Source organism: Nonomuraea sp. NPDC050451 (genome assembly GCF_044458585.1).
Map to the genome: position 1 here is coordinate 81811 of NZ_JBITHZ010000021.1, position 21596 is coordinate 103406.

The 21596-nt window shown below is 69.7% G+C and carries 21 protein-coding genes and 1 riboswitch; of the genes, 8 read left to right on the forward strand and 13 right to left on the reverse strand.

Annotation, left to right across the window (positions count from 1 at the left end):
* Positions 1–2: 2 nt before the first annotated feature.
* On the reverse strand, positions 3–827 hold the full coding sequence (locus ACIBI9_RS42830) for an SDR family oxidoreductase (RefSeq protein ID WP_397231353.1): 825 nt from the start codon (positions 825–827) through the stop codon (positions 3–5).
* Positions 828–916: 89 nt separating this feature from the next.
* Here ACIBI9_RS42830 and ACIBI9_RS42835 point away from each other — a divergent pair, with 89 nt between their 5' ends.
* Positions 917–1711: a helix-turn-helix domain-containing protein gene (locus tag ACIBI9_RS42835; RefSeq protein WP_397231355.1), complete on the forward strand. Its 795-nt coding sequence runs from the start codon at positions 917–919 to the stop codon at positions 1709–1711.
* Here ACIBI9_RS42835 and ACIBI9_RS42840 read toward each other — a convergent pair.
* From ACIBI9_RS42840 to ACIBI9_RS42855, 4 genes are read right to left on the reverse strand one after another with little or no spacing between them, the layout of a single operon-like run.
* The gene (locus tag ACIBI9_RS42840) at positions 1672–1980 is read right to left on the reverse strand and encodes a hypothetical protein (RefSeq protein WP_397231357.1); all 309 of its coding nucleotides are present in this window, start codon (positions 1978–1980) and stop codon (positions 1672–1674) included. The genes ACIBI9_RS42835 and ACIBI9_RS42840 overlap by 40 nt on opposite strands.
* Positions 1981–2022: 42 nt before the next feature.
* The gene (locus tag ACIBI9_RS42845) at positions 2023–2718 is read right to left on the reverse strand and encodes a response regulator (protein WP_397231359.1); all 696 of its coding nucleotides are present in this window, start codon (positions 2716–2718) and stop codon (positions 2023–2025) included.
* The gene (locus ACIBI9_RS42850; protein ID WP_397231361.1) at positions 2715–3953 is read right to left on the reverse strand and encodes a sensor histidine kinase; all 1239 of its coding nucleotides are present in this window, start codon (positions 3951–3953) and stop codon (positions 2715–2717) included. The genes ACIBI9_RS42845 and ACIBI9_RS42850 overlap by 4 nt, the downstream gene beginning before the upstream one ends.
* A 49-nt stretch (positions 3954–4002) precedes the next feature.
* Entirely contained in the window at positions 4003–5604 is a 1602-nt protein-coding gene (locus tag ACIBI9_RS42855) for a DHA2 family efflux MFS transporter permease subunit (RefSeq protein WP_397231363.1), read from the reverse strand.
* A gap of 366 nt (positions 5605–5970) precedes the next feature.
* Between ACIBI9_RS42855 and ACIBI9_RS42860 the strand changes: the two genes are divergently transcribed.
* Positions 5971–7116 (forward strand): acyltransferase family protein, encoded by a 1146-nt coding sequence (locus tag ACIBI9_RS42860; protein WP_397231365.1) that lies wholly within the window; start codon positions 5971–5973, stop codon positions 7114–7116.
* A gap of 263 nt (positions 7117–7379) precedes the next feature.
* Here ACIBI9_RS42860 and ACIBI9_RS42865 read toward each other — a convergent pair whose 3' ends face one another.
* The 5 genes from ACIBI9_RS42865 to ACIBI9_RS42885 all read right to left on the reverse strand — a co-directional run bounded on the left by ACIBI9_RS42865 (position 7380) and on the right by ACIBI9_RS42885 (position 12517).
* Complete coding sequence (locus ACIBI9_RS42865) at positions 7380–7697, reverse strand: hypothetical protein (RefSeq protein ID WP_397231367.1); 318 nt, start codon at positions 7695–7697, stop codon at positions 7380–7382.
* Positions 7698–7759: 62 nt separating this feature from the next.
* On the reverse strand, positions 7760–8980 hold the full coding sequence (locus ACIBI9_RS42870; protein ID WP_397231368.1) for an RNA-guided endonuclease InsQ/TnpB family protein: 1221 nt from the start codon (positions 8978–8980) through the stop codon (positions 7760–7762).
* The gene (gene tnpA, locus ACIBI9_RS42875) at positions 8973–9404 is read right to left on the reverse strand and encodes an IS200/IS605 family transposase (protein WP_397231370.1); all 432 of its coding nucleotides are present in this window, start codon (positions 9402–9404) and stop codon (positions 8973–8975) included. Before tnpA ends, ACIBI9_RS42870 begins: the two co-directional genes overlap by 8 nt.
* Before the next feature lie 697 nt (positions 9405–10101).
* Positions 10102–11679, reverse strand: a complete 1578-nt coding sequence (gene cimA / locus ACIBI9_RS42880) for a citramalate synthase (RefSeq protein ID WP_397231372.1) — start codon at positions 11677–11679, stop codon at positions 10102–10104.
* A 193-nt stretch (positions 11680–11872) separates the two neighbouring features.
* Positions 11873–12517 (reverse strand): DsbA family protein, encoded by a 645-nt coding sequence (locus ACIBI9_RS42885; protein ID WP_397231374.1) that lies wholly within the window; start codon positions 12515–12517, stop codon positions 11873–11875.
* Between the two features lie 59 nt (positions 12518–12576).
* Here ACIBI9_RS42885 and ACIBI9_RS42890 point away from each other — a divergent pair, with 59 nt between their 5' ends.
* The gene (locus tag ACIBI9_RS42890; protein WP_397231376.1) at positions 12577–13221 is read left to right on the forward strand and encodes an O-methyltransferase; all 645 of its coding nucleotides are present in this window, start codon (positions 12577–12579) and stop codon (positions 13219–13221) included.
* A 38-nt stretch (positions 13222–13259) separates the two neighbouring features.
* Here ACIBI9_RS42890 and ACIBI9_RS42895 read toward each other — a convergent pair whose 3' ends face one another.
* Both ACIBI9_RS42895 and ACIBI9_RS42900 read right to left on the reverse strand, forming a co-directional pair.
* Positions 13260–14357 (reverse strand): branched-chain amino acid aminotransferase, encoded by a 1098-nt coding sequence (locus ACIBI9_RS42895; RefSeq protein WP_397231378.1) that lies wholly within the window; start codon positions 14355–14357, stop codon positions 13260–13262.
* A 215-nt stretch (positions 14358–14572) separates the two neighbouring features.
* The gene (locus tag ACIBI9_RS42900; protein ID WP_397231380.1) at positions 14573–15619 is read right to left on the reverse strand and encodes a 3-isopropylmalate dehydrogenase; all 1047 of its coding nucleotides are present in this window, start codon (positions 15617–15619) and stop codon (positions 14573–14575) included.
* 100 nt (positions 15620–15719) lie between these two features.
* Positions 15720–15864: riboswitch (cyclic di-AMP (ydaO/yuaA leader) on the forward strand.
* Positions 15865–16041: 177 nt separating this feature from the next.
* Here ACIBI9_RS42900 and ACIBI9_RS42905 point away from each other — a divergent pair.
* Positions 16042–16443, forward strand: coding sequence for a C40 family peptidase (locus ACIBI9_RS42905; RefSeq protein ID WP_397231382.1), 402 nt, complete (start codon positions 16042–16044; stop codon positions 16441–16443).
* 31 nt (positions 16444–16474) lie between these two features.
* Here ACIBI9_RS42905 and ACIBI9_RS42910 read toward each other — a convergent pair whose 3' ends face one another.
* Positions 16475–17641, reverse strand: a complete 1167-nt coding sequence (locus ACIBI9_RS42910) for an ROK family protein (RefSeq protein WP_397231384.1) — start codon at positions 17639–17641, stop codon at positions 16475–16477.
* A gap of 101 nt (positions 17642–17742) precedes the next feature.
* Between ACIBI9_RS42910 and ACIBI9_RS42915 the strand changes: the two genes are divergently transcribed.
* Genes ACIBI9_RS42915 through ACIBI9_RS42930 form a run of 4 tightly spaced genes read left to right on the forward strand, consistent with a single transcriptional unit; the run spans position 17743 to position 21595 of the window.
* Positions 17743–18846: a sugar ABC transporter substrate-binding protein gene (locus ACIBI9_RS42915; RefSeq protein ID WP_397231386.1), complete on the forward strand. Its 1104-nt coding sequence runs from the start codon at positions 17743–17745 to the stop codon at positions 18844–18846.
* Positions 18847–19566 (forward strand): ATP-binding cassette domain-containing protein, encoded by a 720-nt coding sequence (locus tag ACIBI9_RS42920; RefSeq protein WP_397231388.1) that lies wholly within the window; start codon positions 18847–18849, stop codon positions 19564–19566.
* Complete coding sequence (locus ACIBI9_RS42925) at positions 19563–20747, forward strand: sugar ABC transporter permease (protein ID WP_397231390.1); 1185 nt, start codon at positions 19563–19565, stop codon at positions 20745–20747. The genes ACIBI9_RS42920 and ACIBI9_RS42925 overlap by 4 nt, the downstream gene beginning before the upstream one ends.
* Positions 20744–21595 (forward strand): ROK family protein, encoded by an 852-nt coding sequence (locus ACIBI9_RS42930; protein ID WP_397231392.1) that lies wholly within the window; start codon positions 20744–20746, stop codon positions 21593–21595. The genes ACIBI9_RS42925 and ACIBI9_RS42930 overlap by 4 nt, the downstream gene beginning before the upstream one ends.
* The last annotated feature ends 1 nt before the right edge of the window (position 21596 follow it).

Below are 21596 nucleotides of genomic sequence, written 5' to 3' on the forward strand. Positions count from 1 at the left end.
CGCTACCGGGCGGTCACGAACTCCCGCGCACCGCGCAGCCTGGTCCGCAGCTGCCGCTGGGTCAGGGCGCAGTCCAGCCGCACATCGATCGGCCCGGGCAGGTCTGTGTCGGCCCGCCGGCCGGACGGCAGCCGAGCCGGATCCAGTCCATCGCGCTGGGCGATGAGGCATCCGAGCTCATATCGGCTCACCGCATCCGCCCCGGCCAAGTGGTGGATACCGGCGCGATCGGAGTCCGCGAGCTCCAGGAGGGCTGCTGCCAGGTCACGGACATGTACCGGGCAGCGCACGTCGTCGGTGAACAACACCCCGCGCCTGCCGCCCGTGGCCAGCGCGTGCACGAAGTCTTCATGTGGAGAGCCGCCGTCACCGATGATCAGAGACGTCCGTACGACCACCGCCGTAGGATCGATCGCCTGCACGGCCACCTCTGCGGCCGCCTTCGCCGCTCCGTACGGATTGACCGGATCGGGGACACAATCCTCGGCATAGGTGATCGCCTTGCCGGAAAAGACGGCATCGCTGGACACGTGCACCAGGCGTGCGCCGTTCCCGGAGGCCGCGACGGCCAGGTGAGCGGGGCCCATGGCCGTCGTCGCCCAGTCCGATTGGCGGTAGGCGGCGTTGATGACGACGTCAGGGCCGAACGCGCCGATCAGGTCGACCGTAGCCGTACGGTCGCGCACATCGAGCGGCAGCCAGTCGGCCCCTGTCGCCGTACCCGGTCGCGTCAGGCAGGTCGCGGCCACGACCTCGCCGGCCGTCACGGACTGCCGCACGAGTTCGGCGCCGAGAAAGCCGCTGCCGCCCACGATGAGGAATCTCATGAGATGTGACCGTAATGGACTGTCCTTTCTGACCGCCGGTAGCGGTCGGTCCCGCCCGGCTCACCACGGCGACCCGATAGAACTGGGGAATGCATCGCGATCGCACTGTCGGCGAGCTGCTGCGGGAGTGGCGCCGGCGGCGCCGCCTGAGCCAGCTCGACCTGGCCGTACAGGCGGACGTGTCCAGCCGGCACATCAGCTTCGTCGAGACGGGGCGTACGATCCCCAGCCGCCGGATGCTCCTGCACCTGGCCCAGCACCTGGACGTCCCCCTGCGCGAACGCAACCGGCTCCTGGTCGCCGCCGGGTACGCCCCCGCCTACGAGCGGCGCCCGCTGGAGGACCCGGAGCTGGCGCAGGCGTACGAGGCCATCCAGGGCGTGCTGCGCGGGCACGAGCCGTTCCCCGCCGTCGCCGTTGACCACCACTGGAACGTGCTGCTCAGCAACCCGGCCATGGAGATCTTCCTGGACGGCGTCGACCCGGAGCTCCTGAAATCGCCGGTCAACATGATGCGGCTGGGCCTGGACCCGCGCGGGTTCGCGCCCCGGCTGCAGAATCTGGGGCAGGTACGGGCGTACCTGCTGCCTCGGCTCGCCCGCCAGGCCGCCCGCACGGGCGACCCCGAACTGAGCGCGCTGTACGAGGAACTCCGGTCCTACGGCACCGAGGACGCCCCGCCCACCGCCGGGCCCGCCGACATCGCCATGCCCATCCGGCTCCGGTATGACGGGGTCGAATTAAGCTTCTTCAGCACGATCACGACGTTCGGCGCGGCCTTCGACATCACCCTCGAAGAGATCGCCATCGAAACCTTCTTCCCCGCCGACGCCACGACCACCGCCTACCTGCGGCGCTCGCAGGAAGCAGCGACGAACAGGTAGTTGCGCCTGCGCGTGCTCACCCGGTCCGCCCGGTGCCAGACGTGCATGCGGTAGCCGCGCGCGATCAGCGAGCCCGCCACCTCGGCGGAGTCCCTGCCGTACTTGCCCAGGTGACGGTCCTCGATCTCCAGCAGCAGCGCGGGCCGGTGCTGCTCGATCGTCCACTCCGCGCCCTTCAGCCCCTCCTCCAGGTGTGCCCAACCGTGGATGGGCAGGCCGAGCCGGTACGGCACCGGTAGCATCGCGGCCACGGCCTCCACTCTCATCATGCCGGTGACGGTAAGGACAGTACGGGAAGCGGCGGATCCCTCTCAGGAGCGCAGTCGCGAGCCCCGGCGTGCCGCTGGAGAGGGACTGCCGGGGACGACCAGGCCGCTCTCGTAGGCGAGCACCACTGCCTGCGCCCGATCGCGCAGGCCCAGTTTGGTGAAGATCCGGCCGACGTGCGACTTCACGGTCTCCTCCGCGATCGTCAGCTCTCCGGCGATCTCGGCGTTGGCCAGCCCGGAGGCCACCAGCCTGAGCACGTCCAGCTCACGCGGGGTCAGCGCGTTCAGTCGCAGCGCCTCCCGCTGATCGATGGGCTGCCGGGTCGCGAACTCCTCGATGAGCCTGCGCGTGACGGAGGGCGCGAGCAGCGCCTCGCCGGCGGCTATCACGCGTACGGCGGTGATGAGGTCGGCCGGCGGCGCGTCCTTGAGCAGGAAGCCGCTGGCCCCGCCGCGCAGGGCCGCGTAGACGTAGTCGTCGATGTCGAAGGTGGTGAGGATGAGCACCTTCGAGTCGCCGCCCGCTGCGGTGATGCGCCGGGTGGCCTCCAGGCCGTCGAGATTGGGCATGCGCACGTCCATGAGCACGACGTCCGGTCGCAGATCGCGCGCCGCCGCCACCGCCTCCAGGCCGTCCGCGGCCTCTCCCACCACCTGCAGGTCGGGCTGCGCGGCGAGCAGGGCCGCGAACCCGGCCCTGATCATCGCCTGGTCGTCGGCGACCAGCACCCTGATCATCCAGCTCCTCCTTCTCCTCCCTGTGGCGATCTCGTGGATCGCTCGGCCGCCCGCCGCGGCAGCCGCGCCCGGACGACGAAGCCGCCCTCGTCCGTCGCCGCTGCCGTGAGGTCGCCGCCGAGCACCGCCACGCGCTCGCGCATCCCGATCAGCCCGAGTCGCGAGCCCGGCTGCACCGTGCCGGACGCGCGCGGAGGCGGCTCGTTGTCCACGGCGAGCGACACCGCGTCCGCCCCGGCGCCCACGGACACGGTGGTCCTGGCTCCCGGCGCGTGCCGTACGACGTTGCTCAGCGCCTCCTGAACGATCCGGTAGACGGTGACGGACTCCACGGGAGAAAGCGACGGTGCGGGGGCGCAGACCGTCAGCTGCACGGGCACGCCCGCCCGGCGCACCGATTCGGCGAGCGCGCCGAGATCCTCCAGCCCTGGCTGCGGTGCGGTCCCCGGTTCGTCGTCCGAGCCCCGCAGCGCGCCGAGCAGGTGCCGCATGTCGCGCAGGGACTCGCGGGCGGCCGCGTTGATGGCCGCGAACTCCTCTGCGGCCTCCTCGCTCACCCCTCCGGCGATCCGGTAGGGCGCGCTGGCTGCCTGTACGGCGATCACCGACATGTGGTGGGCCACCACGTCGTGCAGTTCCCTGGCGATCCGCGCCCGTTCCTCGAGGATCCGGCGCTGCCCGAGCTCGTCGGCGACGCGTAAGGTGGCCAGCCGCCTCATGCGCCTCGCGTGGCCGAGGACCACGGCCAGCAGCAGGGCCAGTGTCCAGGCCAGCAGCCCTCTGGATACGCGGTCCGGCGCCAGGTCCTGCGGCACGGTGATGGCGATCCCGACCGCGAGCGTGACGGCGACGGCGACGGCCGTCACGCGCCGGGCCGACGACAGCGCCAGCACGTACATGACGGGGAGCTGGGCCAGCGTCTGATCGAGCAGCCACGGCTGCGGCACGATCGGGCTGTGCAGCGCCAGCCCGAGGCCGGTGATCAGAGGCATGGCCACCACCATGGCCGCCCAGGCGGGCAGCGGCCGGTACCACGCCATGAGCACGGGACCGGCGAGCAGGACGGCGGCCGGGACGGCGAGCACCCCGAACCCGGCGGTCACGACGTAGAACAGCACGCTGAAGATCAGGAGCGCCCCGGTCAGCACGGCGAACGGCAGGCGGCGGAGCATGGGCCGGCTCGCGCCCGGCGACGGGGGCACTCGGACGTACCATGCGTCCCGAAGCACCCCCATGAATCCCACCTTATGGGGTGTCGCCGAGCGGAGCCGGGGCCATGGCTGGTCAGTCCTGCGGTGCGGGCTCGCTCGTCGGCTTCCTGTGCGGGCTGAACAGGAAGCAGAACAGGGCGGCGGCCACCAGGACCATGGCGCACGCCACGAGGGTGGTGTGCATGGCGTCGACGAAGCCGACGGCGAACGTGTCGGTGGTGACGCGCTCGTACAGGGCGGTCGTGGCGAGGTCCAGGCCGTCGGGCGGCGTGGGCGGGCTGTAGTGTCGCGCGGCGGCGGCGCTGCTGTCGATGAACTGGCTGCGCAGACTCTCCGGCAGCTGACCGGCGCGTTTCTCGGCCTCGGTCCGCAGGGTCGAGGACAGGCGGGCCGACAGCAGGGCGCCCAGCACGGCGGTGCCGAGGACGCCGCCGATCTGCCGGGTGGTGCTGGAGACGCCGGAGGCCGCCCCGGCCAGCCGCGGGTCGACGCCGTGCATGGTGGCCTGCTGCAGTGGTGCGAACGTGGCACCGCTGGCGATCCCGATGATGGTCAAACCGGGCAGCAGGTTCCACGCGCTGCCGGCGGGGCCGGCCATGGCCACGAGCACCAGCAGGCCGGCTGCCAGCGACATCAGCCCGATCATCAGGACGCGCTTGCCGCCGAACCTGTCCGACAGCCGTCCGGCGTACGCCGAGCCGACCGCGGTGAGCACGGCGTTCGGCAGCACCACCAGGCCGGTCTCCAGCGCCGAGTACCCGCGCGCCATCTGCAGGTACAGCACGACCACGAACATGATGCCGATCATGCCGAGCTGGAAGACGAACCCGACCCAGCTGCCGACCGCGAAGTTGCGCGAGCTGAACAGGGCCGGCGGCATCAGGGGCTCGTGCCGCTGCCGGTGCTGCCAAAGGACGAACACCACCAGCAGCGCGACGCCCGCGACGATGACGGAAATGATGTTGATCGGGCCGGTGATCGTACCCCAGTCGTAGCGTTCTCCCTCGATCAGGCCGAACACGATGCCGCTCAGCCCGGCGGTGGCCAGCGCGACGCCGACCAGGTCGAGCCGGTGGGTACGGCCCGAGCGCATCGGCGGTACGAACGCCAGCGCCAGCACGGCGGTGACGATCCCGATCGGGATGTTGATGAAGAAGATCCAGCGCCAGCTGAGATGGGCGAGCAGGAACCCTCCGACGACCGGGCCGAGGACCGGGGCGAAGCCCACGATCGCGCCGAACAGGCCGAACGCCCGGCCACGCAGCCGCGGCGGGAAGATCGTCAGGATCGACGAGATGACCTGCGGGAACAGCAGCGCCCCGCCCAATCCCTGCAGCGCCCGGGCGGCCAGCAGCCATCCCGGCGAGGTGGCCAGCCCGCACAGCGCCGAGGCGAAGGTGAAGACGATGATGCCGATCACGTACAGCCGGCGGTATCCGAAGATGTCCCCCAGCCGCCCGGTGGTGATCAGCAGCACCGAGAAGACGAGCATGTAGCCGTCGATGACCCACAGCACCTGGTCGTACGAGGCGCCGATGCCGTGAATCAGCGTGGGGACGGCGACGTTGACGATGGATCCGTCGAGCAACGACATGAAGAAGCCGATGCACATGATCGCGAGGACCGGCCACGGACGCCGCGTGACCAGTTGTTCGGTGGATTTGACTTCCGGCACTCCGGAGACCTCCCTGAGGGAAACCGGGTCCGCTGCGCAATGACGCGGATCAGCCCGCAGATCCTCAGGGCTCGGAGAGAACACGCTTCGCCACCACAACAGAGCACCCTTTTCCCAGGATGTGTTGAGTGACTTCCACCTTCCCCGCGTCATCGGGACCCGGGTGAAGCTGGTTGGCGAGGCGGAAAGCCCAACGGTGAGAAGCCGAGTGGCACATTAGCACAGCGAGTTCCCGGTGGCGGCGCTCAACTCCGGAGGAGGGAAGTGGGGCTAGCTCCACCCCTCTTTACATCCTGCTCCATACCGCGCCCTTCGCCCGCTTCCTAACGTCGACACCACGACCGACGACGTGGAGGAGAGCCAGACATGGCAACCACCGATCACCCGACCCCGGCCGCGCCATCTGGCTTGTCGACCGACCAGAGCGGCGCGTCACCGCCGCGGCTGTGGTTCGTGGACAATCTGCGGATCCTGCTGACCTCGCTGGTGGTCCTGCACCACACCGCGATCGTCTACAGCGGCCTCCCGCTCTGGTACTACACCGAGAAGCCGACCAGCGCAGCCGTGGGCCTCGGCCTGTCAGTCTTCCTGCTGGTCGACCAGGCATGGTTCATGGGGGCGTTCTTCCTGCTCTCCGGCTACTTCACGCCCGGGTCGTACGACCGCAAGGGCCCGCGCGCCTTCCTCCGCGACCGGCTGATCCGATTGGGGATCCCGCTGGCGGTGTTCTACTTCGTGCTCAACCCGATCCTGTGCCTCGCCTCCTACCGGGGCGGCTCGCCGCTCGACACCTACCTGAACACCATCGGAAGCGGGCCGCTGTGGTTCGTGCTCGCGCTCCTCGTCCTCGACGGGACCTACGCCGCCTGGCGCCTGGCCAAGCGCCCGCCTCGCAATCTGAAGCCCCGGTCGCCTGCCTTCCCAGCGGTGATCGGGTTCGTGCTGGTGCTGGCCCTGGCGACGTACGCGCTGCGGATCGTGATCCCGCAGGGCTTCTGGGTGCCGGTCATCGACTTCCCGACCAGCGCCTACCTGCCGCAGTACGTCAGCTTCTTCGTCCTGGGGACGGTGGCGTACCGGCGCGGCTGGTTCCACGCCATCACCGCTCGGACGGGCTGGGCCGGGCTCGGCATGGCCGTCGGCGCCACCGTGGTGTTCCTCCCGCTCGCGCTGGCCGGCGGAGCCGACGCGTGGACGGGGCACGGCACCCTGAGCTCGCTGTTCTACGCGCTGTGGGACTCCACCTTCGCGGTCGGCGTCGTTCTCGCGTTGCTCACCTTCTTCCGCCGCAGGCTGAACGCCCAAGGGCCGCTGCGCCGGTACCTGTCCGGTCACGCGTTCACCGTGTACGTGATCCACGCGTTCGTGGTGACGGCGGCCGGTTATGCCCTCAGCGTGCCGGCCCTGCCGACGTCGGCTAAGTTCGCGATCGCGGCCGTCGTGGTGCTCCCGGCCTGCTTCGCACTCGCCGGCCCGATCCGCCGGCTTCCGGGCGTCCGCCGCGTGCTCTGAGATCCGGCGACTGAATCGGACCTGCCCACTACGACGTCTGAGGGCAACTGAGAATCGTTGCTGAAGAGACACTTCTCAGTTAGCCCTCAAAGGGCTGCTCGCCGACGCCCTCGTCTGCTTCGTCGATGGCGCAGGCCCTCGGTCAGTCGTCGAGCGAGACGCATCGGCCGCGCGGTGCGTTGGGCGAGGGTGAAGCCGGTCCCAGGCGCGGGCGCTCCGCGTGCTGCCCGACTCGGGCACCCGGCCTCGACGTGGCTTACTGATCAACGCGGGCGGCTGAGGGCGACCTCGGCCAGATCCGTCCATTTCTCGGCCGAGGAGTGGGGCACGACCACCCAATCCTTCATCGCCCTGCCCTGCCCCGAGGGGTCGAACAGGGACGCCCCGGCCAACTGGAGCGCGGCTGTGTGTTCGGGGGTGTCCCTGACCAGCCGGAACACCATCGCGCCGTCGCGCTGCAAGCTCGCGAACACCTTCCCCGCCTGATCTTTGAGCGCGGGACTCCCCATCATCCTGGAGATCCGTACACCCAGGTCGGCCAGCTCGGCGCCGACCTGCTTGAAATCCTCTTCCGCGCTCATCGTTTCGTCAGTCGGTCCCAAACTCCGTGACTCCTCCACCCCGTAAACGAGGTGGCTTCTCGCTATGCCGCGCGGGCGTCGCGGAGGACCAGCCCGGCCCTCTTGATGTTACTCGCCCCGACCACGTCCGCGTTGGCGGCGTACCCGCACGTGACGCAGACGAAGTCGGCCTGGGTGGTGCGATTCTCCCCTGACACGTGCCCGCATTCGGGGCAGGTGCGGGAGGTGTTGCGGGGATCCACCGCGATCACGTCCCGACCGGCGCTTTCAGCCTTGTTAGTCAGGATCGCGAGGAACACCCCCCAACCCGCGTCCAGGATGCTCTTGTTCAGCCCAGCCTTCGCCGCTGACCCGTTGTGCAGGAATCCACCCGCCTGCTCCGGGTCAGGCTTGGCAGTGGGGCTCTTGGTCATGTTCGCGATGCGCAGGCCCTCGACCGCGATCACGTCGGCCGTGCGGACCAGGCCAAGCGCGGTCTTGTGCGCGTGGTCGGTGCGCTGCCGGGCCACCTTGCGGTGGATCTGCCCGATCTTCTTGGTAACCCTCTTCCTGCGGGTGCTGCCGCGTCTGGTGCGGGCGTAGGCCCGCTGCGCGGCGGCCAACTCCTCCTGCACGGTCTTGAGATAGCGGGGATTGGCGATATGCCCGCCCTCGTCGGTGACGCCGTCGATCGGCTCGCTCACGGTCGCGAAGTGCGCGACGCCCATATCCACCCCAACCTCCCGGCCGGTCGCAGGCAACGGCACGGCAGGCACATCGTCGCACGAGCAGATCACATACCAGCGCAAGCCCTCCCGTTTGATCTCGATCTGCTTGATGCGCCCGGCGATCGGCCGGTGCTGGTGCACCCGCAGGTGCCCGACGCCCTGCACGCGGAGGTAGGTCGCGGCCGGATGGTGCGGCTGGGAGTCCCATCTCGCGCCGTCGCCCTCGACCAGAGTGACGGTGTCGAACCAGCCCCTGCCCTTGAACCGAGGATAGCCAGGCCTCTCACCGGCCCTGATGCGGCGGAAGAACGCCTCGAACGCCTTGTTCAGCCGCCGCAGGGTCTGCTGCTGGCTGGTGAACGACCAGCGGCCCTGACCCTCGGGGTCAGCGTCACGGATCTCCTTCAACTGGGCGGACTGATCGCCGTACCGGATCGAGACCTTGGAGCGCCGCCACGCTTCCCGGCGTTCCTCCAGCGCGGCGTTGTACAACGCCCGGTGATCGCCCAGCATCGCCGTCAGAGCGATCTCCTGGTGGCGGGTCGGCCGTAGCAGGAACTTGAACGACCTACGCATCCTCGCCCCCGCTCTTGGCCTTGCCGGCACGCTCGTCCTGGGTCTCGATGTACCGCTGGAGCGTGGCCGCGCTGACCGCGCCCACACTCGCCACAAAGTACGAGCGCGACCACAGGGTCGGCAGCCGCGAGCGCAGGTGCGGGAACTCGGCCCGCAGGTGGTGGGAGGTGTAGCCCTTGAACTGGTTGGCCACGTACGACGGGGAGTTCTTCGGGTGCGGCTTGACGAACAGATGCACGTGGTCGGGCATCACCTCCAAGGTGATGATCTCCCAATCGTGCTCAGCAGCCTTGGCGCGCAGCAACTCCTCCAGCCGGGCCTTGACCCGGCCGCCCAGGACAGGCCGCCGATACTTGGGGCACCACACCACGTGGTAGCCCAAGTCGTAGGCCGCACCGGGGGAAGTACGCACCTGACGAGACACACGATCAGTATAACCAGCGTGTTCTTATAACACCGCCGTTCGCCGGAACCCGCACGGGCCCGCGACTGAAGACACACTCAGCCGCTAGAGCGCCCTCCCGCTCGGCATTCCCCCGCTCCCCAAAGGGAGCGGTCCCCTGCCTTCGACCTGATGGCGGCGTGGTCGAGCCGCTCGTCATGGTCGAGGCTCTTCCCGCGTGATGCGATCGCCTCGACCTCGCCTTTCGGCAAGACGGCGATCAGGCTAGTCCTGGCGGCACCGATCAAGGCCGGATGCGGAGTGCCGACCATGCCGAATACCGCCGCCGGTCCTCGACTATGCGCGATAGATCATCATCGGCGCCGGCCAGGGCAAATGCGAAGATCAAGCGCCTCCTTGCGGAAGCTTGGTCTTGAGTGGGGTCCAGCAGGCCCACTCGGTAATAGGGCAACGAGCGGGCTTGGGGTGGGCTCCAGCAGGCCCACCGCGTAACCAGACAACGGGCGGGGATGGCGAGCGAAGCGAGCGGGGGTTTCGGGGGGTCGAAGGGGGGCGTGAGCCCCCCTGGGAGGCGCTGCCTGGAACCCCCTGGCGCGAAGCGCCCCATCGTGGAAGGCCATGCTTCCGGGGGTCGAAGGGGGCGGGAGCCCCCTGGGGGCGCTGCCCGGAGTCCCCTCGCGCGCAGCGCCCCATTGCGGAGGACCGTGCAGTTTCCCGCTCAGGCGGTTTTGTGGCCGGCGCGGAGGAGGCCGTAGGTGACTGCCTGCTCCAGAGCCTGCCAGGACGCGTCGATGATGTTCTCCGCCACCCCGACCGTCGCCCACTCGGACGTGTCGTCGCTGGAGGTGATGAGGACGCGGGTGATGGCGCCCGTTCCGTGGGTGCCCTCGAGTATGCGGACCTTGTAGTCCACCAGCTCCAGCTTGGCCAGCTCGGGGTACAGCTGCTCCAGCCCCAGCCGCACGGCCTTGTCCAGGGCGTTGACGGGGCCGTTGCCCTCGCCCGTGGCGACGATGCGCTCGCCCTTGGCGTGGAGCTTGACGGTGGCCTCGCTGACCAGCTCGCCGCCCTTCGTACGCTCCACGATCACACGCCACGACTCGACCTCGAAGTGGCGCTTGCGCTCCCCGTCCACGGTGTCGCGCAGCAGCAGCTCGAACGACGCGTCCGCGGCCTCGAAGGTGAATCCGCGCGACTCCAGGTCCTTGACCCGTTCGACCAGGGTCTTGGTGTGTTCGGGGGTGAGGTCGTAGCCGAGTTCGCGGCCCTTGAGCTCGACCGAGGCGCGGCCGGCCATGTCGGAGACGAGCATGCGCATGTCGTTGCCGACGGCGGCGGGGTCGATGTGCTGGTAGAGGTTGGGGTCGACCTTGATGGCGCTGGCGTGCAGGCCGGCCTTGTGGGCGAAGGCGGACGTGCCGACGTACGGGGCGTGGGAGTTGGGGGTGACGTTGGTGACCTCGGTGATCGCGTGGGCGATGCGGGTCATGTCGGCGAGGGCGGCCGTCGGGACGAGGTCGAAGCCGCGCTTGAGCTGGAGGTTCGCCACGACCGTGAAGAGGTTGGCGTTGCCGGAGCGCTCGCCGTAGCCGTTCGCGCAGCCCTGTACGTGCGTGGCCCCGGCCTTGACGGCGGCCAGGGTGTTGGCGACGGCGCAGCCGGTGTCGTCGTGGCAGTGGATACCGACGCGGGCGCTGGTCTGGACGGCCTCGTGGACGATCTCGGCCAGCTCGTCGGGGAGCATGCCGCCGTTCGTGTCGCACAGGGCGATGACGTCGGCCCCGGCTTCGGCGGCGGTCCTGAGGACTTCGAGCGCGTAGGCTGGATTGGACTTGTAGCCGTCGAAGAAGTGCTCGGCGTCGAGGAAGACTCGCTGCCCCTCCGCACGAAGGTGAGAAACCGTGTCGCGGATCATCGCGAGGTTCTCCTGGAGAGTCGTGCGGAGGGCCAGCTCCACGTGCCGGTCGTGGCTCTTGGCGACAAGGGTCACGACCGGCGCGCCGGATTCGCGCAATGCGGCCACCAATGGGTCGTCGGCTGCCTTCACACCGGCCCGGCGGGTCGCACCGAACGCGGCGAGCTGCGCGTGCTTCAGGTCCAGCTCTGTTTGAGCACGCCTGAAGAACTCTGTGTCCTTGGGGTTGGCGCCCGGCCAGCCCCCCTCGATGAAACCGACGCCCAGACCGTCCAAGTGGCGCGCGACGGCGAGCTTGTCGGCGACGGTGAGGTTGAGCCCCTCCTGCTGAGCGCCGTCACGCAGCGTCGTGTCGTATACGTGGAAGCGGTCGTCGGCCATGAGTCTCTCTTCTCTGGAAGTCCTCTGGAAAGCAAAAAGACCCCTCACGGACGTGAGAGGTCTGCGCGCTGGCGGTGTCCTTTGTCAGCCAGCGCGCCTGCCGATAATGAGCAGACCGTAGAACATGGTGCCGCCCAGTCTGCCATACGCATTCAGCATCTGGCACATCGATCTCAGCTTCTGGGACAAGCCTTTACACGGTGACACCGTCACCACCTGTGATGACGCGCTCGAGCGCGGCCGGGTCGAACGCCTCGTTGCCCAGCAGCCGCCCGTCGAGCAGCACCGTGGGCGTGCCCTGGAGCCGCACCTTCGCGGTCTCCGCCAGATGGGCCTGCGCGTACGACTGCGTCCTGACGCACTCGTCCACCGACGCCCCCGCCTGCCTGGCGGCCTTGACCAGGTCCTCGACGGCGAATCCGGACGCCTCGCCGTGCGGCGCGGGCTGCATGGCGTACAGCTCGTCCCTGAAGGTGAGCCAGTTCTCCTCGGGGACGCAGCGGGCGGCAGCGGCGGCGCGGATGGAGTTGGAGCGCATGGGCTCTTCCTGGAAGATCGTCACCGGGTGGAAGACGACCTTGACCTTGCCCTCCATGGCGAGTTTCCTGATGACGCCGTCTACCTTGGCGTGCATGTCCTTGCAGATCGGGCAGTCGAAGTCCTCGTACACGTCCAGCACGGGAGCGTCCCCGCCCCGGTCGGCCAGGACCATCGAACCGTCCACCTGCCGGGTCAGCCGCACCCCGTCGGACGACCGGCCCGGCTCCGAGAACGACAGCACCCCGAGTACGGCGATGGCCACGCACGCCAGCGCCACCACCAGCAACCGCTTCATCATCAGCCCACTCTCACCTCATTGATCGCGCAGACCCTACCCGATGCCGGGAGAATGGACATATGAAGGCATACCTCCTCGATCCCGCTGTAGCACAGTACGTCTTCGCCCACACCACGCCGCCCGACCCCCTGCTGGACGAGCTGGCGAAGGAGACGCTCCGCGTCACCGGAGACGCCGCGGGCATGCAGATCGCCCCTGACCAGGGCACCTTCCTGACCATGATCACCCAACTCGTGGCGCCCCAGGTCGTCGTCGAGGTGGGGACGTTCACCGGCTACTCGTCCGTGTGCATCGCCAGGGGCCTGTCCGGCGGCCGGCTGCACTGCTTCGACGTGAGCGACGAGTGGACCTCCATCGCCCGCCGCTACTGGCACGAGGCCGGGGTGGAGGACCGCGTGACGCTCACGCTCGGGCCAGCGCTGGAGACGCTCGCCGCTTTCGACCAAACCATCGACCTGGCCTTCCTCGACGCCGACAAGGGCAACTACCCGGGCTACTACGAGCTGCTCATGGAGCGCCTGCGGCCCGGCGGGCTGATCGTGGCGGACAACACGCTGCGCAGGGGCCACGTGGCGGACCCGGCGCACGAGGAGCAGACCACCGTGGAGATCCGCCAGTTCAACGACCTGGTGATGGAGGATCCGCGGGTGACGGTCCTCATGCTGCCGGTCGCGGACGGGATGACCCTGATCAGGAAGAACTAGGCGCGGCGGCCGGGCCCTCGCGGACCCGGCCGTCCCAACTAGGCGATCTTGTGGATCCAGTTGTGGGTGTCGGGGCGGGCGCCGTACTGGATGCCCACCAGCTCCTCACGCACCCGCATCGTCACCGGGCCGGGGTTGCCGTCGGCGACGCTCCAGGAGCGGTCGGCGCCCTTCACCGTGCCCACCGGCGTGACCACGGCCGCCGTCCCGCACGCGAACACCTCGGTGAGCTCCCCGGACTCGCATCCAGCCTGCCACTCGTCGATCGAGATGAGGCGCTCCTCGGTCTCCAGGCCCAGGTCGCCGGCCAGCTCCAGGATCGAGTCCCTGGTGATGCCGGGCAGCAGGGTGCCGGTCAGCGCGGGGGTGACGAGCTTGTTGCCGAGGACGAAGAACAGGTTCATCCCGCCCATCTCCTCGACGTACTTGTGCTCGTGGGAGTCCAGCCACACCACCTGGTCGCAGCCGTTCTCCACGGCCTGCCGCTGCGCGACGAACGCGGCCGCGTAGTTCCCGCCGCACTTCGCGAAGCCCGTGCCGCCGGGGGCGGCGCGCGTGTACTCGGTGGACAGCCAGACGGAGACGGGCTTGAGCCCACCCGTGAAGTACGAGGCCGCCGGGGAGGCGATGACCATGTACTTGTACGACTTCGACGGGTAGTTGACGCCGAGCCCCGCCTGGGTGGCGATCATGAAGGGACGCAGGTAGAGGCTGTGACCCTCGGTCGTGGGCACCCATTCCTTGTCGGTCTGGACGAGGAGCTCGAGCGACTCCACGAACGCCTCCTCCGGCAGCTCCGGCATGGCCATCCGGAGCGCGGAGCGGTTGAAGCGGCCGGCGTTCGCGTACGGGCGGAACGCGACGATCGAGCCGTTGATCTGGCGGTAGGCCTTGAGCCCCTCGAACAGCTCCTGCGCGTAGTGGAAGACCGAGGTGGCCGGGTCGAGCGAGAGCGGGCCGTACGGCAGGAGCTTCGCGTCGTGCCAGCCCTGCCCCTCGGTGTAGTCGATCGAGATCATGTGATCCGTGAAGGTCTGCCCGAAACCGGGGTTCGCCAGTACCTGCTCCCGCTCGGCCGCAGTGCGAGCGTGGTCGGATAGCTGCACGTCGAAGCTGAGCTTCTGAGCGATGGTCATGACGGAGGTCCTTCTCTCTGCGAATCTGCCCAAATCTACAGAAAACTGCGGATCGGCGCTGATGGGCGGGCGCTGCCCGGAAGGCAGCCCCGTACTTCCTATTGTCTCGCTATATGGGATGGCAAGCGGCCAATGGGGCGATCAGCCCTTTTGGACGCAAAAAAGCGCCTGGCGGCCCTCTTCGGACCACCAGGCGCGTTGGAGGCTAGGCGGTCCTAGCCGGATACTCGCGCGGTGATGTCGTCACCGATCTCGTGGGTGGTGCGACCCGCCCAGCCGGCCAGCCGTTCGAGGATGTCGTCGGCGACCGCCTGCTCGACCTTGGCCGCCTCGGCGTGCAGGCCGAGGTGGTCGAGGAGCATGGCGACGGACAGGATGGTCGCGGTGGGGTCGGCCTTGCCCTGGCCGGCGATGTCGGGGGCGCTGCCGTGCACCGGCTCGAACATGCTCGGCGCGGACCGCTCGGGGTTGATGTTGCCGCTGGCGGCCAGGCCGATGCCGCCCGCGATGGCGGCGCCCAGGTCGGTGATGATGTCACCGAACAGGTTGTCGGTGACGACCACGTCGAACCGCTCCGGCTGGCTCACGAAGAACATCGAGGCCGCGTCGATGTGGCAGTAGTCGGTCGTGACGTCGGGGTATTCCGCCGCCAGGCGGTTGACCGTGCGCTGCCACAGGTCACCGGCGTAGGTGAGGACGTTGGTCTTGTGGACGAGCGTCAGCTTCTTGCGCGGCCGCGTGACGGCCTTCTCGAACGCGTAGCGCACCACGCGCTCGACACCGTAGGCGGTGTTGAGCGACTCCTGGGTGGCGATCTCGTGCGGGGTGCCGCGCCGCATGGCGCCGCCGGTGCCCGCGTAGAGGCCCTCGGTGCCCTCGCGGACGACGATCATGTCGATGTTCTCCGCCGGCGTGTCGGCCAGCGGGGTCGCCACGCCGGGGAACAGCTTGACCGGGCGCAGGTTGACGTAGTGGTCGAACTCGAAGCGGAGCCGGAGCAGCAGATCGCGCTCGAGGATGCCTGGCGGCACACTGGGGTCGCCCACGGCGCCGAGCAGGATCGCGTCGTAGCCGCGCAGCTCTTCGAGCACGGCGTCGGGCAGCGTCTCACCGGTACGGTGATAGCGTGCGGCTCCCAGGTCGTAGTGAGTGGGCTCGATCTTCGTGCCGACTGCCTCCAGGACCTTGAGCCCTTCGGCCACGACCTCGGTGCCGATCCCATCGCCGGGGATGACGGCCAGACGGATGTTACGCGACTCCATGGGCCGTACCTTACCGCGTCGTCTCGACTGACGAACACTTCATCTCATTTTTCGGACGCCCTCTTTGTCCGTATTGCGGTTCTTTGACCGTTTCGTTAAAGTCACCGACCAGCCTAATCCGCGCAGCCGCTGCGTGGAGTCGGGGACCCAACTTCCCCCTGGGGCGAGTCGGCACCCCCATGCCGTAGGGCTACTTCCAGGCCCGAGCCCGTCAGCTAACCCGGCCGGCCGTATGGAAGGACAGACCCCTGTCTCGAATCGCCATTGTCCTGGCGGCGGGCGCCGCCGGGCTCATCCTGGCCTCCCCAGCCCATGCCTCGACCAAGATCGACGACCCCACCACTCTGACCGGCAACCAGATCAAGGACATCCAGGAGAAACAGGCCCCGAAGCCCGCCTGGAAGATCGCCATCAAGTACGCCATGAGCAAGCGCGGCACACCGTACGTGTGGGGCGGCGCCAGCCCGAGCGGATACGACTGCTCCGGACTCATGCTCAGGGCGTACGAGCACGCCGGAATCGAACTCCCCCGCACCGCGGCCGAACAGTACGGCGCGTTCGGCAGAAAGATCGCCTGGAAGGACCTCAAACCCGGCGATCTGGTCTTCTTCCACGGCCTCGGGCATGTCGGGATGATCTCCCGGCCCGGCTACATGGTCCACTCCCCGCGCACGGGAGACGTGGTCAAGGAAGAGCGCCTGACCTCCTGGCGCAGGGACTCCTTCGTGGGGGGCGTCCGCCCTGACCCCAAGGGCGTACGGCTCTGGACCAAGCTCAAGAAGGAGCGCGACGAAACGCCCACCACTCTCACGGCCACCCTGTAGGAGGCTTCCGCGTCCGCCTCCCCGCGTGCGGTCAGGGGAGGCGGGCGTCGAAGATGAGGTCCCATGCGCGGGCCCTGGCGCGGGCCACCGCGCCCAGCAGGACGCCGCTGTCTCCCAGTGTGCTGGCCACCACCGACGGCCGCAGCGGGCCGAGCTCGGCGATGCGGCCCTCGATGGCCTCCCCCAGGAGATCCAGGTTGCGGCCCACGCCGCCGCTGAGCACGATCACCTCCGGATCCAGCACGGCCGCCACCGCCACCAGCAGGCCGCCGATGCGGCGCCCCTCGGCCTCCACCACCGAGCGGGCGACGCCGTCGCCGGAGGCCGCCGCGGCGAAGACCTTCTTGGCCGTCTCCAGGCTCAGGCCGGCGGCGCGGGCCGCGCGGACCACCCCGGGCGCGGCGGCCACCGCCTCCGTGGCACCGTGGGCCAGGGCGTCGCCGGCCGACGGCGGGGGGTCCTCGGCCGCGGGCAGGTACGAGACCTCCCCCGCCGCCCCCCGGGCGCCCACGTACAGCTCGCCGTTGATCACGATGCCCATGCCGACGCCGGTGCCGATGGACACCAGCGCGAAGTTGGACTTGCCGCGCCCCGCACCATGCACGTGCTCGGCGACGGCGGCCAGGTTGATGTCGTTCTCGATGACGAGGTCGACCTCCAGCGCGGCGCGCAGGCGCTCGGCCAGATCGGGGCCGGGCAGGTTGGGGGCGAACTCCAGGCGTCCGAGCGCCGAGTCGTACACGCCGGGCGATCCGACGACGGCGCAGGCGATGGCGGGCCAGTCGACGTCGGCCTCGCGGGCGGCGGCCCGGCACAGCTGCCCGACCAGCACGGCCAGCTCGGCGGAGGTGAGGGCGGTGTTGCGCCCGTCTCTCCGGCCGGCGAAGGCGCCGCGCAGGTCGGCGACACCGACCCTGATCCAGTCGCGCCCGATGTCGACGCCGGCGACGTGGGTGGCGGCGGCGTTGAGGTCGTACAGGGACGTGACCGGACCCGGGCGGCCGGAGACCTCGCCGACGACGTGGACGAGCCCGTCCTCCTCCAGCCCGGCCAGCGCCGCGGACACCGTGGGCTTCGACAGGCCGGTGATCTTGGCGAGGTCGGCGCGCGAGGCGGGGCCGTGCTCCTGAAGATGGTCGAGCAGGCGGCGCTCGTTCAGCACTCGCAGCAGCCGCGGATTACCCAGGTCCCCCCGCATCTCACCCTCCTTTGAGGAAGCAGAGCCTAGCCAACTCGGCTGATAGTAAATTACCTTACTTACCAAGCACAGGGGCGGCACATCCGGAAGGACGAAGTGCGATGCACCGAGCATGGCGATCAATCCCTGTCGCGGCGGTCCTCCTGGCCGCCGCCTGTGGAAACGCCGGGAACAGCACCGGAAACGGCACCAGCACCACCACCACGACCACGCAGAGCCAGGGCGGCAAGACGATCGCGCTGTTCCTGCCCGAGTCCAAGACCACCCGGTACGAGGCGTTCGACCGCCCGCTGTTCGAGGCGAAGGTCAAGTCGCTCTGCCCCGACTGCAAGATCCTCTACAGCAACGCCGAGCAGGACGCCCCCAAGCAGCAGCAACAGGTCGAGGCCGCGCTCACCCAGCAGGCCGACGTGCTCGTGCTCGACGCCGTGGACGCCAACGCCGTGGCCCCCCTGGTGAACCAGGCCAAGCAGAAGAAGGTCCCGGTCATCGCCTACGACCGGCTGATCTCGGGCATCGACTACGCGTACTACGTCTCGTTCAACAACGTACGGGTGGGCGAGATGCAGGGCCAGGCCCTGCTCGACGCCATGACCGCCAGGGGCACGGCGGCGAAGGGCCAGATCGTGATGATCCACGGCTCCCCCACCGACCCCAGCTCGGCCGACTACAAGAAGGGCGCCAAGAGCGTGCTGGACGGGAAGGTGAAGGTCGGCAGGGAGTTCGACACGCCCGACTGGAGCCCCGACAAGGCGCAGCAGGAGATGGAACAGGCCATCACCGCGCTGGGCAAGGACACCATCACGGGCGTGCTGTCCGCGAACGACGGCATGGCGGGCGGCGCGATCGCGGCCATGAAGCGCGCGGGCTACCAGCAGCTCCCGCCGATCACCGGCCAGGACGCCGAGCTGGCCGCCGTCCAGCGCATCCTCACCGGCGAGCAGTACATGACCATATATCTGGACATCAGGGCGGAGGCGGAGAAGTCCGCCGAGCTCGCCGTCGCCCTCGCCAAGGGCGAGCAGCCCGCCGCCCCCGCCAAGGTCAACAACGGCGCGGCCGACATCCCGGCGTTCCTCCTCGACCCCATCCCCGTCACGGCCGACAAGGTCAAGGACACGATCGTGAAGGACGGCTTCTACACCGCCGCCCAGCTCTGCACGGGCGAGGTCAAGGCCGCCTGCGAGAAGCAGGGCATCAAGTAGATGCTCGCGGCGACGGGCATCTCCAAACGGTACGGGGCGGTCCAGGCGCTCGACGGGGCCGGCCTGGACCTGCGCCCCGGCGAGGTCGTGGCCCTCATGGGCGACAACGGCGCGGGCAAGTCCACGCTGGTCAAGGCCATCTCGGGGGTCGTGACGCCGGACGCCGGCACGATCACCGTGGACGGTTCGCCGGTCAGGATCGCCAACCCGCACGACGCGCAGGCCCTCGGCGTCTCGACCGTCTACCAGGACCTCGCGCTCTGCGAGAACCTCGACGTCGTGGCCAACCTCTTCCTGGGCACCGAGCGCCGCCGCGGCTCGCTGCTGCGCCACATCGCCATGGAACGCGCGACCCGCGACCTCCTCGGCCAGCTCGACGTGCGCATCAGGGACATCAGGGTGCCGGTGGCCATGCTGTCGGGCGGCCAGCGGCAGTCGGTGGCGATCGCCAGGGCGCTCATCGGCGAGCCGCGGCTGGTCATCCTCGACGAGCCGACGGCGGCCCTGGGGGTCGAGCAGACGGCGCAGGTGCTGGCGCTGATCGGGCGGCTGCGCGAGCGCGGGCTCGCGGTGCTGGTCATCTCGCACAACCTCGCCGACGTGCGCGCGGTGAGCGACCGCGTGGTGGTGCTGCGGCTGGGCCGCAACGCCGGTGAGTTCACTACGGCCGCCGCCTCCCAGGAGGAGATCGTGGCCGCGATCACGGGGGCAGGGTCATGACCGACACGCTGGTACGCAGGCCGTACACGCCGAAGGTCGCCGTCGAGCGGCTGCGCCAGGGGGACGTCGGCGCGTGGCCGGTGGTCGGCGGGCTGATCGCGATCGCGATCGTGTTCAGCACGCTCAACGACCGTTTCCTGTCCCCCGAGAACCTCACCAACCTCGTGCTCCAGATGGCCGCCACCGGCACGATCGCGCTCGGCATCATCATGGTGCTGCTGCTCGGCGAGATCGACCTGTCGGCGGGCTCGGTCAGCGGCCTGTGCGCCACGATCATGACGATCGTCCACGTCAAGCAGGGCTGGAACCCGCTGCTCGCCATCCTCCTGGCGCTCGCCGTCGGCGCGGCGATCGGGTTCCTGCACGGCCTGATGCTGACCAAGCTGCGGATGCCGTCGTTCGTCGTGACGCTGGCCGGGCTGATGGGCTGGCTCGGCCTGCTGCTCTACCTGCTGCGGCAGGGCGGGACGATCAACCTGCCGTTCACCGGGTTCATCTCGAAGCTGAGCGACACCTGGCTGCCGGGCTGGCTCGCGTGGACGGTCGCGGCGGGCCTGGTGGCCGTGTCGGCGGGCGCGTCGCTCGTGGTCAGGAGGCTGCGGCTGGCGGCCGGGCTGCCGGTGACGCCGCTGTGGTGGTCGCCGGCGAAGGCGGGCGGGCTGGCGGTGCTGCTCGCCGCGGCGGTGCTCGTCATGTCGGCGGACCGCGGCGTGCCGCTCCTGCTGATCATCTTCGGGACGCTGGTGGTGCTGCTCGACCTCATGCTGAGGCACACCACGTTCGGGCGGCACCTGTACGCCGTCGGCGGCAACGCCGAGGCTGCCAGGCGCGCCGGCATCAACGTCACCAGGATCAGGATCCTCGCTTTCATGCTGGCCTCCACGCTGGCCGCTGCCGGGGGCATCCTCGCCGCCAGCCGCCTGTCGGCCGTCAACCAGGGTTCGGGCGGCAGCGACATCCTCCTCATGGCGATCGCCACCGCGGTCATCGGCGGCACCTCGCTGTTCGGCGGGCGCGGCCGGGCCTACGACGCGCTGCTCGGCGTCCTGGTCATCCAGGCCATCTCCAACGGCATGTACCTGCTCAGCGTGGACTCCTCGGTGCGGTTCATGGTGACCGCCGCGGTGCTGGCGCTGGCCGTGGCCATCGACTCGCTCGCCCGCAGGGGCGCCGCCCGATGACCCGGGTCCTGGGCATCGACGTGGGCGGGACGAAGGTGGCCATCGGGATGTCCGCGGCCGACGGCCCCGCGCTGTCCGCCCACGTCCGCCTGGACACCGGGCCTGACACGCTCGCGCGGGCGCTCGCGGCGGCCCGGGCCATGGACGGCGCGCCCACCGCGGTGGGCTTCTCGACGTGCGGGGTGATCCGCGATGGCGTGGTACGGCTCGCCCCGAACGTCCCCGGCTGGGAGGGCCTCGAACTGCCGAGGCTGCTCCAGGAGGCGTACGGCGCCACTCCGGTGGCCATCGACAACGACGTGAACGCGGCCGCCGCCGCAGAGCTGCGCTGGGGCGCCCTGCGCGGGGTCTCCACGGGCGTCTACCTGAACCTGGGCACCGGCCTGGCGGCGGCCCTGGTGGTGGACGGCCGGGTGATGCCGGGAGCCCACGGCGCGGCAGGGGAGATCGGCTACCTCCAGGTGACGCCGGGCGAGCCCGCCTTCGCCGACGGCCGGGTGCCCCTGGAGGAGCGCGTCTCGGGCGGCGCGCTGGCCGCCCGCGGCGCCGCGCTTCTGGGCCGCCCCGTCACGACAGCCGAACTCCTGGGCGGGGATCACGCGCGGGAGCTGGTGGACGAGGCGCTGCGGACGCTGGCCATGAGCGTGGCGAACCTGTGCGTGGTCCTCGATCCCGAGCGCCTGGTGGTCGGCGGCGGCATGATGGGCGCGGCGGAGCTGATCCTGCCGAGGCTGACGGCCGAGCTCGGCCGGGCGGTGCCGTTCCCGCCGGAGGTGCGCCCGGCGCGGTTCGCGGACGAGGCGCCGCTGCTGGGCGCGCTTGCGCTGGCCCGTGCGGCGGTAGCGTAGG